Annotated in this window: 15 protein-coding genes; 4 read left to right on the top strand and 11 right to left on the bottom strand. The window is 70.2% G+C overall.

The features are described 5' to 3' along the window. Positions 1-37: 37 nt before the first annotated feature. From Psi02_RS28420 to Psi02_RS28405, 4 genes are all read right to left on the bottom strand, one after another. The gene (locus Psi02_RS28420; protein WP_203978915.1) at positions 38-736 is read right to left on the bottom strand and encodes a FadR/GntR family transcriptional regulator; all 699 of its coding nucleotides are present in this window, start codon (positions 734-736) and stop codon (positions 38-40) included. Between the two features lie 161 nt (positions 737-897). Next, a complete protein-coding gene (locus tag Psi02_RS28415; protein WP_203978914.1) occupies positions 898-2,991 on the bottom strand; it encodes an NPCBM/NEW2 domain-containing protein in 2,094 nt (697 codons plus the stop codon). 917 nt (positions 2,992-3,908) lie between these two features. Then, on the bottom strand, positions 3,909-4,778 hold the full coding sequence (locus tag Psi02_RS28410) for an alpha/beta fold hydrolase (RefSeq protein ID WP_203978913.1): 870 nt from the start codon (positions 4,776-4,778) through the stop codon (positions 3,909-3,911). A 22-nt stretch (positions 4,779-4,800) separates the two neighbouring features. Next, positions 4,801-4,986 carry a hypothetical protein gene (locus tag Psi02_RS28405; protein WP_203978912.1) on the bottom strand — a complete coding sequence of 62 codons (186 nt, stop codon included), beginning with the start codon at positions 4,984-4,986 and terminating at the stop codon, positions 4,801-4,803. A 145-nt stretch (positions 4,987-5,131) separates the two neighbouring features. Between Psi02_RS28405 and Psi02_RS28400 the strand changes: the two genes are divergently transcribed. The 4 genes from Psi02_RS28400 to Psi02_RS28385 all read left to right on the top strand — a co-directional run bounded on the left by Psi02_RS28400 (position 5,132) and on the right by Psi02_RS28385 (position 9,711). After that, complete coding sequence (locus Psi02_RS28400) at positions 5,132-6,037, top strand: N-acyl homoserine lactonase family protein (protein ID WP_203978911.1); 906 nt, start codon at positions 5,132-5,134, stop codon at positions 6,035-6,037. After that, on the top strand, positions 6,034-6,492 hold the full coding sequence (locus Psi02_RS28395) for a MarR family winged helix-turn-helix transcriptional regulator (RefSeq protein WP_203978910.1): 459 nt from the start codon (positions 6,034-6,036) through the stop codon (positions 6,490-6,492). The genes Psi02_RS28400 and Psi02_RS28395 overlap by 4 nt, the downstream gene beginning before the upstream one ends. A gap of 131 nt (positions 6,493-6,623) precedes the next feature. Continuing rightward, entirely contained in the window at positions 6,624-7,205 is a 582-nt protein-coding gene (locus tag Psi02_RS28390; RefSeq protein ID WP_239095229.1) for a DinB family protein, read from the top strand. Positions 7,206-7,386: 181 nt separating this feature from the next. Continuing rightward, positions 7,387-9,711, top strand: a complete 2,325-nt coding sequence (locus tag Psi02_RS28385) for an ATP-binding protein (protein ID WP_203978909.1) — start codon at positions 7,387-7,389, stop codon at positions 9,709-9,711. Here the strand turns inward: Psi02_RS28385 and Psi02_RS28380 are convergent. From Psi02_RS28380 to Psi02_RS28350, 7 genes are all read right to left on the bottom strand, one after another. Next, positions 9,644-10,552: a sensor histidine kinase gene (locus Psi02_RS28380; RefSeq protein WP_203978908.1), complete on the bottom strand. Its 909-nt coding sequence runs from the start codon at positions 10,550-10,552 to the stop codon at positions 9,644-9,646. The two genes, Psi02_RS28385 and Psi02_RS28380, sit on opposite strands and share 68 nt — an antisense overlap. Before the next feature lie 133 nt (positions 10,553-10,685). Next, positions 10,686-12,206 (bottom strand): FAD/NAD(P)-dependent oxidoreductase, encoded by a 1,521-nt coding sequence (locus tag Psi02_RS28375; protein WP_239095228.1) that lies wholly within the window; start codon positions 12,204-12,206, stop codon positions 10,686-10,688. A 14-nt stretch (positions 12,207-12,220) separates the two neighbouring features. After that, a complete protein-coding gene (locus Psi02_RS28370) occupies positions 12,221-12,529 on the bottom strand; it encodes a (2Fe-2S)-binding protein (RefSeq protein ID WP_239095227.1) in 309 nt (102 codons plus the stop codon). Continuing rightward, positions 12,526-13,683, bottom strand: a complete 1,158-nt coding sequence (locus tag Psi02_RS28365; protein ID WP_203978906.1) for an NAD(P)/FAD-dependent oxidoreductase — start codon at positions 13,681-13,683, stop codon at positions 12,526-12,528. Before Psi02_RS28365 ends, Psi02_RS28370 begins: the two co-directional genes overlap by 4 nt. Further along, positions 13,680-14,363 carry a GntR family transcriptional regulator gene (locus Psi02_RS28360; RefSeq protein WP_239095226.1) on the bottom strand — a complete coding sequence of 228 codons (684 nt, stop codon included), beginning with the start codon at positions 14,361-14,363 and terminating at the stop codon, positions 13,680-13,682. Before Psi02_RS28360 ends, Psi02_RS28365 begins: the two co-directional genes overlap by 4 nt. Then, on the bottom strand, positions 14,360-15,361 hold the full coding sequence (locus Psi02_RS28355; RefSeq protein WP_203978904.1) for a proline racemase family protein: 1,002 nt from the start codon (positions 15,359-15,361) through the stop codon (positions 14,360-14,362). Before Psi02_RS28355 ends, Psi02_RS28360 begins: the two co-directional genes overlap by 4 nt. Continuing rightward, positions 15,358-16,263, bottom strand: a complete 906-nt coding sequence (locus Psi02_RS28350) for a dihydrodipicolinate synthase family protein (protein ID WP_203978903.1) — start codon at positions 16,261-16,263, stop codon at positions 15,358-15,360. Before Psi02_RS28350 ends, Psi02_RS28355 begins: the two co-directional genes overlap by 4 nt. Positions 16,264-16,306 lie beyond the last annotated feature (43 nt).

Raw genomic sequence — 16,306 nt, 5'->3', positions numbered from 1 at the left:
GCGTGCTCGGCGTTGAGTGCGCAGGTCCGGCCGACCTTCATCCGCGTGCCTTCTCGACGTCCCGCACGGCCTTCTCCAGCAATCCCCGCATGGCGGTCTCGGCCGCGGTCGCGTCCTGCGCCCGGATCGCGTCCACCACCGCCCGGTGACTCGGCACCGGGTCGTCATGCGGCTCGACGCCGCCGTGCACCAGGCGGTCGCGCTCCGCGAGGCCGGTCTCCATGACGACCTCCATGCGCTCCAGCAACTCGTTGTGCGTGGCGGTCAGCAGCGCACGATGGAAGCTCAGGTCGGCGGCGACGGCGGCGACCGGGTCGCCGTTCGCAGCGGCCATCTCGTCCAGTGCGCCGGCCAGCGCGGCCAGGTCGTCTTCGGTCGCCCGGCCGGCGGCCAGGCGGGCGGCGGCCGGCTCGATGATGCTGCGGACCTCGTGCAACTTGTCGAGCAGTCGCGGATCGGCGCCCTCGGCGAACTGCCAACGGATCACGTCACCGTCGAGCAGATTCCAGTCCGCGCGAGGCCGGACGAAGGTGCCGCGCTTCTGCCGGGCGTCCACCATGCCCTTGGCGGAGAGCACCTTGAGCGCTTCCCGCAGCGCGGTGAGGCTGACGTCCAGCTCTTCCTGAAGCGCCGTCATGTTCAGCGTTTCACCGGCGGCGATCTCTCCGGCGAGGATGCGGCGCGCGATGACCTCGACGGTCTGCCCGTGGACGCCGCGGCGGGCATACCGTGCCAATGCTCTTCGCCCCCCTTCTTCCTCGTCCCTGTCGATCTTTCAGGATGAGGTTTTCACCGCGGTCCAGCCCCCGTCCACCACCGGGACGACCGCGCCGGGAAGCAGACCCGGCAACGGCGGTCGCACCCAGATGAATCATCACCTGGGTGCGACCGTCCGGTTCAGCAACTGGCGTTCAGACCCGCCCAGTCGGCACGGTCGTTGTAACCGCCGTCGCCCGCGTCGCCGACGACCAGGTCGAGCATCCGGACGCCGGTCAGGTCGACGTCGACCTGGCGGACGTCGTCTCGGGTCAGCACTCCGCTGTCGAACAGCACCCGGCCGTCGCCGATGACCTGGAACGTCGACGTGGCCCCCTCGGGGCCGACGTTGCGCACCGCGTCGTCCAGGCCGACGGTCGCGGTCAGCCGCTTGCACTGGTCACCGACGTAGTAGCGGACCGTGGACGGTGTGGCGACCCCGAGGCCGGTCGGGTACACCTGGCCGAGCATGCTGATCGGTGACCCGCCGCCGACGCTGAGGTCGACCGTCGGGCTCATCCACCCGCTGGTGGCGCTGATCCAGGTGTGGTGTGACAGTACGGCCTCGCCGTCCGGGGGCACCGGCGCGACCACCACCGCAGAAACCGTCGTCTGCTGCGGGCGGCCGTGCCCGATCACGTCGTACGACGTGGTGGCGGTCAGTGCGGCGCTACCGGCAGCGGCGGTGGCCGGGAGGGCCACGGCGAAGGCGAAGGTGGCCGCGTGGCCGGAGCCCAGCAGTTTCGGCGCCTTGCTGAGCTCACGGACCGTCCAGCCGGTGGGCGCCGTCAACCTGACCCGCGGCGAGAAGACCGGCCGCGTGCCGTCGTTGCGCACGGCCACCTCGACCCGCGCCTCGTCGCCACCGGCGGCCACGGGCGCCGACCCGTCCGGCACCGGGGCGTTGCCGACCATCGTCACCTGCGGCAGGCCGGCGACCACGTGCGGGAGACCCGGCGTGCCGTGGGCCCGGCCGACCCGGAACAGCGCCGCGCCGTGGGCGGGGACGGCCCCGCTGATGATGCCTGCGCTCTCGGTGACCTGGTTCGTCCACGCGTTCTTGAGGGTGAACCGGCCCCCGGACAGGCCGACCGAGGACGCCTTCGTGGTCAGGGTCTTCGAGCTGTCGCCCCGGTTGAGCAGCACCACTGCCCGGTCGCCGTCGGCCAGCCGCTTCACCCAGGTCTCCGTCGTACCGGCGGGGCCGACGCGGACGGCCTGCACACCGGCGGCGTCCTGGTTGATCCCGATCACGTCAGGGTCGGTGAGGATGTCCACGGAGGTCTGGCTGAGCTTGCGGACGTCGCTGCCGATCACCAGCGGCGCGGCGGCCACGGACCAGAGCGTCATCTGGGTACGGAATTCCTCGTCCGTCATCCCCAATTCGGGGCCGAGGTAGTCCGGGTCGTTGAAGTGACCGGGCCCGGCGACCTCGGGGTGCCGCGCGTTGGCGTCATAGTTGCGCAGCACGTCCTTGAACTTGATGTCGCCGACGAAGCCGACGTCGGTGTAGGTCCGCCAGGACTGCGCGATCGCCGGGGCGTAGCTCCAGGAGAACGTCGACTGCTGCTCCTCCGGGTAGTTTCCCCAGTCCGGCGAGGTCACCGGGTTGCACAGGCTGAAGATGATCGGCCGGTGGCCGGCGTTGTTCCGCAGCGCCTGGGCGAACTCGGTGTAGGCGGTCTTCGGGTCAAGGTTGGCGGCGATCCCGCAGAGGAAGTCCACCTTCACCGCGTCGAACTTCCAGGCGGCGAACTGGTCCGCGTCTCGCTGGTAGTAACCGTGACTGCCGAGTCCGCACCTGCCGGGGATGTACGGCCCCGCGTCGGTGTAGATGCCGGCCTTCAGGCCCTTGCTGTGGATGTAGTCCACCAGCGGCTTCAATCCGTCGGGGAAACGGGTCCGGTCGGCCTGCAGGTCGCCGGCGGCCGTCCGCGGCTCCGGGTCCTGCCAGCCGCCGTCCAGCCAGACGATGTCGTAGCCGGCCTTGGCCAGGCCGCGGGAGACGAGCGCGTCGGCGACCTCCTTGACGGACTCCTCCGAGAAGACGCCGCCGAGGCCGAAGTAGGTATTCCAGCCCTGGTACGGCGTCGGGCTGACCACCTGCTGAGGTGCGGGCCGTCGGCCTGTCGCCCCCGCACCCACGCCGGTACCCGCGTCGGCCTGGGCGGTCGCGGGCGCGACCAGCAGACCGGCCACGAGGGCGGTCACAGCGGTGAGCACATGTCGTTTCACATCGGGTTCCTTTGCTGCCGGGGAATGGCGGACGCCGCGATGGGCTACTTGCCGGACTTCCTGTTCTGGGCCGGCTCGTACTTCCGTCTTCACCTCGCTCCCGCGCCCGCGCGGGGTGCGCACCGGCGCGAGCGGCGCCGTGTGTTCGCCCGCTGCGCCAGGAGCACGTCAGTCGTCCGGCTCACGTCGGCCCAGCTGGGAGGACTTGCTCAAGATGTCCGACGCGGGGGTGGCGTACCAGCCGACGTGAGCCACGGCGCACAGCGGCTCCGAGACCTTCGAGGAACGTCCCCGACCGGCTGCCAGACCCAGTCATGTCCGCACTCCTGAGGTGGTTGTTTCCAGGGATCTTGTATCTCGTTACGGCAGCATGTCAACATTAATTCGTAATTTATGAGTTGTTAGGTTGCCTGGAGGTGATCTCATCGAACCCGGACCCGACGTGATCAGGCAGGTGAGACCGGACACCGTAATCCGGGGAGCGCTCCAGTTGGCCGAGCCTCTCCGCGGACGCCTCCGGGTGGTTCACGGAGTCGAGATGTGGCATGCGTCGGAACGCCGCCCCTGTCAACTGCGCCCATGGCAGCTGGACAAATGGTGGTACCACCGCATGGCCGGATACTGATCTCTTCGCACTGAGCCGGCAGCCCGGGTTCGGAGTCTCGTTGCGTCGTACAAGAACCCCTTCGTGCAGGCCGGCGCCAGGAAGGCTCGCGCACGTGCACCTCCGTGGCCCTGCTCGGCGCTGGCCATCGATGCGCGTAAGCGACCGAACACGTTGCTGGTGACGCGGCATGCCGCGATCGGGCCGGTCGTCCCCCGGCCACCGCATTTCACCGCGGTGTCCGCCGGCTCGTCATGTGTCCGAGCGTGAGAGAAGCCAGACGAACACCGCGTGACGATGAGAAGGGCGACCGTCAGCCGGCGGCGTCGAGGACCTCGCGCAGCTTGCGGGCGAAGGCCTCAGGCTGCCCGGCGTAGCCGAACTCGCCGCCGAGGAAGCCGCCGTGGTGGCTCGGGAAGACCGTCGCCTGCTGACCGAGCAGTTCGGCCGTCGCCACCGAGGTGCGTGCGGTGAAGGTGTCCAGGGATTCCTCCCCCACTGCGATCACGACCCGCGTCGGCGCCGCGGCAAGCGCGTCGACGTCGGGCCGGTAGCTGCTGACCGCCCACGACCGGTCGGACAGGAGCGGATCGTCGCGGGAGCCGTCATCATCGGTCGGCATCCCGAACACGGCGGGGTCTGGCGCGGGCTGGGCGAAGTAGTCGTCGGTGAACTCGCCCTGCCACGAGGTCATCGCGATGAAGGCCGCCATGCCGGCACCCCAGCCCTTGGCCTCGTACGCATCCCGGACGCCGTCCCGGGCGCGCTCGGCAGCCTGGGCGTCGGAGAGCACCGGAATGAGCGGCGGCTCGTGCGCCACCAGGGTGGTCACGTCATCGGGGAAGGCCGCCACGAGGGCGAGCGCGGTCACCGCACCGCCACTGCTCGCGAACATCTCGACCGGGCCGGCATCGAGCGCCTCGATGACGGCGTGCACGTCGGCAGCCTGGATCCTGGGCTCATGGTCGACCCGGCCGTCCTTGCGGGTGCTGCGGCCGAGGCCGCGCGGGTCGTAGGTGACCACGGTGCGGTCGGCGAAGTGCGACGCCAACACGCCGAAGCCGCTGGCGTCCATGGGCTGACCGATCATGACCAGCGGCGGACGCCCGTCGGCGGTCGGCAGCGGGCCGTGAACGTCGTAGGTGAGGTCGACCTCGGGAGTCTCGAGTATCTGCGTTGTCATGACGGTGTAGACCCCTTCCGTATCAAGAACTCATCGGACCCTGCGCATGGATCTGGTCTGCGCAACGCGGCTTGGATCCGGGCGATGTCCTCGGCGTCCTTCGCCCGACGGGGCATCCCGGAACCCAGACCTCGATGCCGATCTCCTCGGCGATGCCGACGACCTCAGCGATCGCTCGCAACTGCTCGGCCTCGCGCTCGCTGTCCACGGCCGCACGCTACGCGCGAGTCGGCCTCCGAGGCAGCTCAATTGGGTCGCTCCGACAACGGGAAATCGCCTTCCACAGCATGAGAGCACCACCGCATCTGCCGCAAACAGTTGACACGACATATATGTCGTGTAATCTATTTTTCATGACAAGCGAAACGAAGAGCGCGACAAGCCCGATCAGGCAGGTGTCGGTGGTCAGCACCGGGACGGTGTCGATCCACCCCGAACATGTGGCCGCCACACGCAAACCGTTGTACTGGTGGCTGTTCACCTCGCGCCGGTGGACCCGTCCGCTGCCGATCAACGTCTATGTGATCGAGCACGACGACGGGCTGGTGTTGTTCGACACCGGTCAGGATCGGGCCTCCGTGACCGACCCCGACTACTTCCCCGGCGGCATCAGCGGAGTGGTGTACGACAGGCTGGCCCGCTTCGACATCGGCGCCGCCGACACCCTCACGGCCCAGTTGGCCTCCATCGGCTACGACATCGCCGACGTGCGCGTGGCCGTGCTCTCACACCTGCACCAAGACCACATCGGGGGGCTGCCCGAGCTGGCCGGCGCGGAGATCGTGATCAGCGGTGAGGAATGGCGGAGCCTCGACGCACCCTTGCCGGGACCCCGCGGTCTCCTTCGCGACCACATCGACCTACCCGGGCTACGCTGGCGACACATCGATCCCGGCCCCATCCACGACCCTCAGGCCGCGCCCTTCACGACCGGCCACGACCTGTTCGGCGACGGCGGCCTGGTCCTGCTGCCCACCCCGGGCCACACGCCCGGGTCGCTGTCGCTGCTGGTCCGCGTCCCTGGGCAGCCGCCACTGCTCATGGTCGGCGACCTGACCTACGACGCGCACCTGCTGGAGGAAGGCCATGTGCCGGGCGTCGGGAACAAGCGCCAACTGACGGAGACCACTAAGATGATCAACCTGCTGCGGGAGCAGAACCCGGGCCTGGTGGTCCTTCCCGCCCACGACCCGGGGGCGGCGTCACGGCTGGCCCCCGTGACCAGGGCTCTGGCTGCGAGAGGGGAGACCGCCACGTGAGATCCGCCGAAGAACTCCGGTACCTCATCCTGGCCGCCCAGCGTGAGGGCAACCGGCTGCTCGGCCAAGCACTGCGGCCGCTCGGCATCACCCCCTCCCAGGCCGAGGTGCTCCGCATCCTGCAGGATCGCCGGTCGCTCACCCTCAACGGCCTCGGCGATCTGCTGATCTGTGAGAGCGGCAACAGTCCCAGCCGTCTGGTCGACCGGCTCGCGTCCGCGGGCCTGGTGGATCGCCAGGTGTCGGCACACGACCGCCGTCACGTCGAGGTGACCCTCACAGCGGAGGGCCTGCGCCTCGCCGGGCAGATCGCCGCGATCGAAGAGGGCCTCTACGAGTTCATCGACGCCGCGTCCGAAGGCCACGACCTCGAGCAGATCACCGGCTTTCTCCGCGCCTTCGTCGCCGACCTGCCCGCCGGCCAGGCCCTGGCCCGTCGCAGCACCACTGAATGAGCCCCTGATCTCCCAGGAACAGGAATCGGTCTCATTTCTACTCCCGGGACGATTCGCCCTAACCCGGACCATCAGTGCGGGCGTCGATAATCCGTTGTCCGCCGCCATGCTCATCGCCGATGATTGCGGCCATGGCCACGACACGACGAGCCGACATGTTCACCGCTGACGGCAGGCCGTCCGACGACGACCCGCGTGAGAACGGACCAACGTTGGGCGGCGAGCGCACCACGCTGGTCGAAGCCCTGCGCTGTGCACGTCTCACATTGGAGATGAAATGCGCAGGTCTTGATGCGGAGGCCATGGCGCGGCGTTCCGTCGAGCCGTCGACGATGTCACTCCTGGGGCTGGTGCGGCACCTGGCCGAGGTGGAGCGTGCGACGTTCCGGGTACTGATGGCAGGGCAGGACGCGCCCCGGCTGTTCACCTCCGACACCGACCGTGACGGTGATTTCGACGGTGCTGTTCCCGACCCTCAGGTGGTGGCGGAGGCGTGGGACGCATGGCGTGCGGAGGTGGACTTCGCCGAGCGGTTCGTGGCCGAGGCGCCCAGTCTCGACATCACCTGCGACGATCCCTTGAATCAGCATGGCAGCGGCGGAGGGGCGATGTCGCTGCGCGAGGTGCTGGTCGGATCGATCTGGGAGTACGGCCGCCACATGGGTCACGTCGACCTGTTGCGCGAGCGGATCGACGGACGCATAGGCCAGTAATGATCACGGGTGGGTCCGGCCGAACCCGTTGAGGTACAACGAACCGCGCTGCCGCCGGCCTCGTCGTGCATCAAAGGGCACGCTACTCAAAGATCTTCCCGGGTTCCGCGAACCGATGGACTAGGACGTTGACCAGCGCCTTAGCCCTCTCTAGCGTGTAGTGATGGTCGGTTTGCGGCATATGCAGCGGATTGGCAACCTGCCTGCCGACCTGACCAGCTTCGTGGGCAGGAAACGGGAACTCGCCGAGATCAAGCAGCTGCTGACCGTCTCGCGGCTGGTGACGCTGACCGGGCCGGGCGGCGTCGGCAAGACGCGGCTCGCCCTTCGGGCGGCGTCCGAGGAGCATCGCGCGTTCGACGCGGTGTGGCTGGTGGACCTGACCGGCCTCGACGACCCGGAAGTCGTGGTGGAGACGGTCGCGGCGACCATCGGCCTGCGCGACGAGTCCACGACCCGCCCACTGGACAGGCTTTCCCTGCTGCTGTCTTCGCAGCGGACGTTGCTCGTCCTCGACAACTGCGAGCACCTGAGCGACGCCTGCGCCGGGCTCGCCGACTGTCTTCTGCGGACCGCCTCGGAACTGCGGATCATCGCGACAAGTCGGCAGTCGCTCGGCATCCCGGGCGAGCGCGGGATGCCGGTGGCGCCGCTCGCCGTTCCCGGCCCGGATCAGCCCCTGACGGCGAAGGCGCCGGAACTGTACGACGGGCTCGCCCTGTTCATGGAGCGGGCGGTGGCGGTGCTGCCCGAGTTCTCGTTGAACCAGGACAACCAGGCGGCGGTCGCCGAGCTGTGCCGTCGGCTGGAGGGCATCCCTCTGGCGATCGAACTCGCCGCGGTGCGTCTGCGGGCGTTGTCGGTGAACACGCTCGTCGAGCACCTCAACGATCGTTACCGCTTCCTGACGCGCGGCAGCCGTACGGCCGCGCCGCGTCAGCGGACCCTGCACGCGCTGGTCGACTGGAGCTTCCAGTTGCTCTCCCCCAGCGAGCAGACGCTGTGGAGTCGCTTGTCGATCTTCCAGGGGGACTTCGATCTGGAGACCGTCGAATCCGTCTGCACGGGCGGCGGCATCGAGCGGCAGGACGCGCTGGACCTGGTCGACGCGCTGCTGGACAAGTCGCTACTGCAGCGGGAGGAGCACGAGGGACAGGTCCGGTATCGCATGCTGGAGACGCTCCGGGAGTTCGGGCGGCTGCGGCTGGGCGCCGACGAACGGCGGTCGCTGCTGCGGAGGCACCGGAACCGGTACCGGCTGCTGGTCGATCAGGCGGCCGCCGAATGGTTCGGCCCCCAGCAGGTCTCCTGGTTCACCCGGCTGCGGCTGGAGCGCGCGCATCTGCGGGCCGCCATGGAGTTCTGCCTGCAGGAGCCCGGCGAGGCGGAGACCGGGTTGCACATCGCCACCAGCCTGTACGAGACCCACTGGAAGCCCAACGCGTTCTACAGCGAGGGCCGTCACTGGCTCGACCGCATGCTGGAGGCTGCTCCGGGGCCCACCGCCACGCGAGCGGAGGCCCTGTGCGCCGAGGCCGACGCCGCCTTGACCCAGGGTGACATCGCGGCGGCCGAGCTTCTCGTCGAGGAGGGCCGGGTGCTGGCCCGCGAGCTGGATCACTCGCAGGCCATGGGCCTGGCCTCGCTGATCTCGGGTATGGCGGCGAACATCAGGGGCGACTACGGGCGGGCGGCCGTCCTGCTCGAGGATGCCGCGACCAGGAACGCCGCCGCGGGCAACACCTTCCGTCTGGTGTGCGCCCTACTCTCCCTCGGAACGGCCGCCCACTACCTCGGCGACCGGCGGCGGGCCGCCGAGCTGATCGAGCGGAGTCTCGCATTGTCCGAGGCGCACGGGGAGAGCTGGATCCGCTCCTGGGTGCTGATCATCGTCGCCGTCGGTGCCTGGCAGAACGGCGACAACGCGCGGGCGATCTCGCTGTTACGCGAAAGCCTGGTGGTCGGGCGCGACTTCGACGACCGGCTGATCATCACGATCGGCATGAGGGCGCTCGGCTGGATCCTGGCGAGCGAGGGTCACCTCATCGGCGCGGCTCGCATGCTCGGCGCCGCGGACGAGGTGCGCCGCACGGCCGGCATCTTCACCCGCTGGAGCCAGCACACCGAGTTCCACGAGCAGTGCGTCGCCACCCTGCGGGAGAAGCTGGGCGACGAGGCCTTCGCCGGCGCCGTACGGCAGGGCGGCGGGCTGACGGTCGAGAACGCGACCGCGGAGGCGCTCGGCATCGGGCCTGACGCGGAGAAGAAGGCCGAGGAGAAGAAGGCGGCGGAGAAGCCGTCGCCGCTGACCAGGCGAGAGCACGAGGTCGCGGAGCTGGTCGCCCGGGGATTGGGCAACAAGGAGATCTCGTCCGCGCTCGTCATCGCCCAGCGCACCACGGAGAGCCATGTCAAGCACATCTTGACCAAGCTCGGATTCAGGTCGCGCACCCAGATCGCGGCCTGGATGACGGCTCGAAAGGCAGCTGAGCAAGCAAGGCCATAGAGGGATCGTGCGCCGGTTCACCCGCCGCGCCCCGCTGTCCCCGGAGGTGCCGCACTTCTCTGACTTCCCTGGATGAGGTGAGCGGCGAATTCGGCGCGACCGCGTCCAGCGGGCGTCCGTACGGCCAATGCTCCCCCGGGGGCGTCTGGGCAGACGACGCGAGCGGGAGGCGGACGACGAACCGGACGCCGGGTTCGGCGTCCTGGACGAGGATGTCTCCGCCGTGCGCCTCGACGACCTCGCGGACGATGGCCAGGCCGAGGCCGGGGCCGCCGTCGCTTCTACTCCTGGCCGTGTCCCTCCGGGAGAACAGGTCGAACATCCGCTCACGGTCCTCCTCGGGCACGGGCTCGCCGTCGTTGCCCACCGACAACAGGGCTCGCTCGCCGTCCCGGCGGACCTCCACGTCGACCATCGTCGCGCTGTGCCGTTCCGCGTTGTCCAGCAGGCTCGCCACCAGCCGGGACAGCAGGGGGCGCGACCCCTCGACGGTCACGCCCGCCTCCCGGTGGAGCCGGATCGGCCGTCGTCCCGAGCGGCACCGGAGTTCGCCCGTGACCAGTCGCCCCAGATCCACCTCATCTCCGGCGGCCGGCGGCACGGTCCCGATGTCCGCCAGCAGCAGCAGGTCGGCCACTATCGTCTCCAGCCTGTTGAGGGCCCCAAGCGCCCCGCTGATCGCCTCGCACGCGTCCGCCGGATACAGCAGCGCCGCCTCCAGCTCGACACGGACGGCGGCGAGGGGGGTGCGCAGTTCGTGCGACGCATCGGCGGCGAACTGGCGCTGCTGCCTGAGCGCATGCTCAGTGATCTGCTCGGCAGAGCTCCAGATGCGGTTCATACTCGGCATTCTCGGATTTCCTCGATCCACGGCTGGACGTGCGGTCGAACCCACTCCACCAGCATGCGTGTACCGGGCTCCCCTGAGGACGGGATAAACCACGACATTCATACCGAAACCGGGCCGGGTAGCCTCAGCCCCGCTCCGTCGTGGCCTCTGATGCCGTTCCATCCGATGCCGTGTCATCCGTGAGTGCGGCGAGCTCGCCCAGGGTCACCGGGAACGCGAGGCTGCGGGTGGACAGCGAACGGAGGTCTTCCGCAGTGGTCTCGCGACCGCTCAGGCAGGACGCGATCTCCGCAGTCGCAAAGCCGCACATGCGTCCCTGGCACCAGCCCATCCCGGGCCTGGCCAGCATCTTCAACGTGCGCGCATCCTCCGCGCCGAGGTCGTGACAGGCCCGGAGGAGATCACCGTAAGAGACCTCCTCGCACCGGCACACCAGCGTCGGCTCGGCCAGCCACTCCGTCCACGCACCCGGCACCGGATACGCGCGATGCATGGCGGCGGCGAACTTCCGTCCCCGCCGGATCGCCCTTTGCAACCGCCGGACCACGGCCGCCGTCGCCGGACGGCGAAGTGAGGCACTGAGGGCGAGGGCGCTCAGGCGGCCCTCGGCGACGGCCAGGGCCGCGCCGCCGACGCCGGTCGCCTCTCCCGCGACGTACACGCCGTCGACGCTGCTGCGCTGGAGGTCGTCGACGACCACGACGAGAGAGCCGTCCACGTCCTTCCTGGTGTCCACGCCGAGCATGAGCGGCAGCTCGAGCGAGGGGGTGAAGCCCCAGCCGAGGGCCACGAGGTCGGCGGCGACCTCCCGATCCGGCCCGGTGAGACGGCCCTCGCGATCGACCCTGGCCATCCGGACCGCCTCGACCCTGTCCTCACCGAGGATCTCGCGGATCACGGTCCTTCGGCGGTAGGGAATGCGGTGGCGTGCCATCAGCACCGCGTACTGCAGCGCCTCCACGCCCTTGCCCGGGACCGACATCGCGCCCACGGGATCACGCAGCCAGCCGAGCGTGCCGTTGGCCTCGACGACGGCCGCCAGACTCGCACCGGCTCGCGCGAGGCCCGTGGCCACCGGAAGAAGGAACGGCCCGGTTCCGGCGACGACGGCACGCCTGCCCGCAAGCGTGCGATGACCCTTGAGCAGGGCCTGTGCACCGCCTGCGGCCATGACCCCGGGCAGGTCCCACCCGGGGACGGGCAACTGCCGGTCATATCCCCCCGGGCAGAGGATCAGCGCCCGCGCCGCAACCGCCCGGCTCGGCCCGGTCTCCGTGCCCCCGCTCACTCCGGCCCCGACGCGTCCGGCGGACCCGCCGAATGAGCGCGTCACCCGCAGGGTGAACACGCCGGGATCGTCACGGGTGATGAGCCAGACCTGGTGGCCGGGGAGGTAATGGATCCGGCCGTCGGCGGTCAGGACGTCCAGACGGTCGCGCAGTCGGGTGAAGGCCGACCAGCCGTGATGGCCGCGGTGGTCGCCGGGACGGGCGTGGCTCTCGTCGTAGTGCCGCCAATATTGGCCGCCGGGTTGTCCGGCGGCGTCGACGAGGACGACGGCCAGTCCGGCCTCGGCGCTCTCCACGGCGGCGGCGAGCCCGGCCGGGCCCGCGCCGACCACGGCGACGTCATGCGTGTACGGCACGGCCGCCCTCCCCGTCATCGCGGTCCCCCCGCGTCGCCGGCGTGGCCGCCGTCCTCCCCGTGACCGACGGTCTCATGGCGCGCGTCGTCGCCGAGGTGCATGCCGTCCCCGGCCGGGACGAGGCAGGCACGCTGGCCGGGCACGCCGTCGACCGAGATCAGGCAGTCGAAGCAGACGCCGATGCCGCAGAACAGGCCGCGGGGTCTGCCGCTCCCGCGGGTGGTGCGCCAATCGAGGATCCCCGCCGCCACCAGGGCCGCGCCGACGCTCTGACCGGGCTCTGCGGGGACGGCGGCTCCGCGGAAGGTCATCCGGTAGGTCACCTGAGCACCTCCTCGGCGTCGGGGAATCTGCCGGGGGCGAACGGCGCGAGATCCAGGCCGGGCTCGTCCCCCGCGAGAGCCTGGGCGATCAGCTTGCCCGTCCCTGCGGACAGGCCGATGCCGGCGCCCTCGTGCCCGCAGACGTGCCAGAGGCCGGGCGCGCGCGGATCCGGGCCGATGACGGGCAGGTGGTCGGGACAGTAGGGACGGAAGCCGAGATAGGTGCGCATCGCGCGGACCTCCCGCAACATCGGGAACAGCGCGATCGCCTTGGCGGCGAGGGCGCTGATCGCGGTGACGGACACCGTACGGTCGAAACCGACGCGCTCGCGCGACGAGCCTATGAGGATCGTGCCGCCGCCGGTTCCCTCGACCACGGGCGAGGTCTGCAGGGCGGCGTCCGAGCTGGCCACATCCCCGACGTACTCGGCGGCGTACACCTTGTGGCGGATCGTCCGGACCGGCATGGGCTGGGTGACCAGGATGAAGCCGCGGCGGGGCAGCACGGGGACGTGCACTCCGGCGAGGTCGGCGACGCCGCCGGCCCACGTGCCGGCCGCGTTGAGCACCGCACCGGCCGGAATGTCGCCGCCGGAGGTCCGCACGCCCTTGACCCGGTCGCCGTCGCGCAGGAACCCGACGACCTCGGTGCGCGTGCGCACCTCCGCCCCTGATTCGCGGGCCAGGCGGAGCAGGTGCGCGACCACCAGCATCGGCTGGACCTGGGCGTCCTGGGGGTAGAAGGCGCCCCCGGCGAGCTCGCGGGAAAGGTGCGGCTCGTGATCGTGCAACTCGTCCCGCGCGACGTCCCGGACCTCGACACCGCACCGGCGCTGGTGGACGCTGAGCTCGCGCAGCGAGGAGAGGCCGCGCTCCGAGCCTGCGACGACCAGTCCGCCTTTGGCCTCGAACTCCCACAGACCGGCGTGTTCCGCCAGGTCCTCACGCCAGACCTGCTGCGAGTACAGCGCCAGGTCGAGCTCGGGGCCGGCCTCCTTGTCGGAGACCAGCAGGTTGCCCTCCCCCGCGCTGGACGTGCCTCCGGCGAGCGCGCCGCGCTCGACGACGACCACCCGCAGCCCGGCCAGCGACGCGAAGTACGCACTGGCCGCGCCCACCACGCCCGCCCCGACGATGACGAGGTCCGCACTCATGGGGCGTCCGCGGCGGCACCTGCCCACAACCCGCGCACGTGACCGACGTGGCGGTGCATGAGGATCTCGGCCCCGACCGGGTCGCGGGCCTCGATGAGGTCCAGCAGTTCGTGATGCTCGGCGGCCGAGGCGCCCAGCCTGCCGCCGCGCAGCAGCGAGGCCAGGCCGAACAACCGTGTCTTGGCGCGCAGGCCGGAGACGACCTCCAGCAGGAACCGGTTGCGGCTGTAGCCGAGCAAGGTCAGGTGGAAGACGTGGTCGGCCTCGATGTATCCGACGAGGTCGCCGCGTTCGGCGGCGTCGACGATGGCCTGCGCCAGCGTCCGCAGCCCGGGAAAGTCCTCCGCCGGTATCACGGTCACGGCGTCCCGAACGGTCGGCGGTTCGATGAGCAGCCGTACGGCGGCGAGGTTGTCGAGATCCTCGTCGGACACCTCGGTGATCCGGAATCCCTTGTTCGGGTGCGCGACGACCAGGCCCTCCTTCACCAGGTCGAGCATGGCCTCCCGCACGGGGGTGGGCGAGACGCCGAACTGCGCGCCCAGCGTGGGAGCCGAGTAGACCACGCCGGGCTCCAGTTCACCGGAGATGATCGCGGCCCGCAGGGCGTCCCTGATCCGGTCGCGGAGGTTCTCGCGCCGGCCGATGTCCGGCAGGCCGGGAACGGAGGCAGGACTCACAGCAGGAAACCGGCGGGGAACGGGTCGGTGGGGTCGAGGTGGAACTGCGAGGTTCCGGTGACCCATGCCCGGCCGGTGATCGACGGCAGCACCGCGGGAACCGACCCGACCGTGGTCTCGCCGAGCAGTCGTCCCGTGAAGCGCGTGCCGATGAACGACTCGTTCACGAAGTCCGCACCGATCCCCAGCTCTCCGCGCGCGTGGAGCTGGGCCATCCGGGCGCTCGTGCCCGTGCCGCACGGTGAACGGTCGAACCAGCCGGGGTGGATGGCCATGGCGTGCCGCGACAACTCGGCGGTCGAGCCGGGTGCCTTCAGATAGACGTGATGGCAGCCGTTGATGTCGTCGCGCTCCGGGTGGACGGGCCGGTCGTGCTCGTTCACCGCGTCCATGATCTTCAATCCGGCGGCCAGCAGGTCGCCGGCGCGGGATCGGTCGAAGGGCAGGCCCAGGTCCGACAGCTCGACGACCGCGTAGAAGTTCCCCCCGAACGCCATGTCGTAGCCGACCTCGCCGAAGCCGGGGACCTCGACCTTCCGGTCCAGCGCGTACGAGAACGACGGCACGTTCTGGATGGTGACCGACGTCGCCGCGCCGTCCTCGACCGCGACGGACGCGACGACGAGCCCGGCGGGAGTGTCGAGCCTGATCGTGGTCACCGGCTCGACGACGGGCACCATCCCGGTCTCGACGAGGACCGTCGCGACCCCGATCGTGCCGTGACCGCACATCGGCAGCAGGCCGGAGACCTCGATGAACAGCACGCCGTAGTCGGCGTCGGGACGCGTGGGCGGCTGCAGGATCGCGCCGCTCATCGCGGCGTGCCCGCGCGGTTCGTACATGAGCAGCGTGCGGACGTCGTCGCTGTTGTCCATGAACCACAGCCTGCGCTCGGCCATGGTCTCGCCGGGAATCGTCCCCATGCCGCCGACGATGACCCGCGTGGGCATGCCCTCGGTGTGGGACTCGACGGCGTGGAAGGTGCGGCGTGATCTCACTTGTAGCCCTTCGCGAGGACGGCTTCGGTGTCGGCAATGATGCGGGCGACCAGTTCCGGCGGGAGCGGCAGGCGCGGCGGGCGGCAGGGACCGCCCTTGCGGCCGGCGACGTCCATCGACAATTTGATCGACTGAACGAACTCGGTCTTGGAGTCCCAGCGCAGCAGTGGGTGCAGGTCACGGTAGATCGGCAGCGCGGTGGCGATGTCCGCGGCGTCGTCGGAGGTGACCAGCCGGTACAGCGCGGACGTGGCCTCGGGGAACGCGTTCGGGTAGCCGGCGATCCAGCCGACGGCCCCGGCGATGCCCAACTCGAGCAGCACGTCGTCGGCGCCGACCAGCACGTCGAGGCCGGGCGCCAGTTCGGCGATCTCGTACGCCCTGCGGACGTCGCCGGTGAACTCCTTGACGGCGACGATCAGGCCCTCGTGGAAGAGTTCGGCGAGCAGTCCCGGCGTCAGGTCGACCTTGGTGTCGATGGGGTTGTTGTACGCGACGATCGGCAGTCCGGCCTTGGCCACCTCTCGGTAGTGCTCGACGACGGCCTCCCTCCCGGCGCGGTAGGAGTTCGGCGGGAGCAGAAGGACGGACGTGGCCCCGGCGGCGGCGGCCTGCTCGGCCCAGCGGCGGGACTCCAGCGCGCCGTACGCGGCGACGCCCGGCATCACGCCGAACCCGGCGGGGGCGGCCTCGACGGCCGTCTCGACGACGCGTGCCCGTTCCTCCGGGGTGAGCGTCTGGTATTCGCCCAGGGAACCGTTGGGCACCACCCCGTCGCAGCCGCCCGCGGCGAGGAACCGCACGTGCTCGGCGAACGCGGTGTGGTCGACGGAGAGGTCCTCGTTGAAGGGCAGCGCCGACGCGACGTGGACGCCGCGCCATGGCCTGGCGGAGGTGGTCATCCCGAGCTCTCCTCAGTGCGGTTTGCGGCTGGTGCAATGTCAC

It is taken from the genome of Planotetraspora silvatica, assembly GCF_016863315.1.
In the GTDB taxonomy this organism is placed as follows: Bacteria; Actinomycetota; Actinomycetes; order Streptosporangiales; family Streptosporangiaceae; genus Planotetraspora; species Planotetraspora silvatica.
The sequence above is the reverse complement of the archived record's forward strand: the minus strand, read 5'-3'. Positions and strand labels throughout refer to the sequence as shown.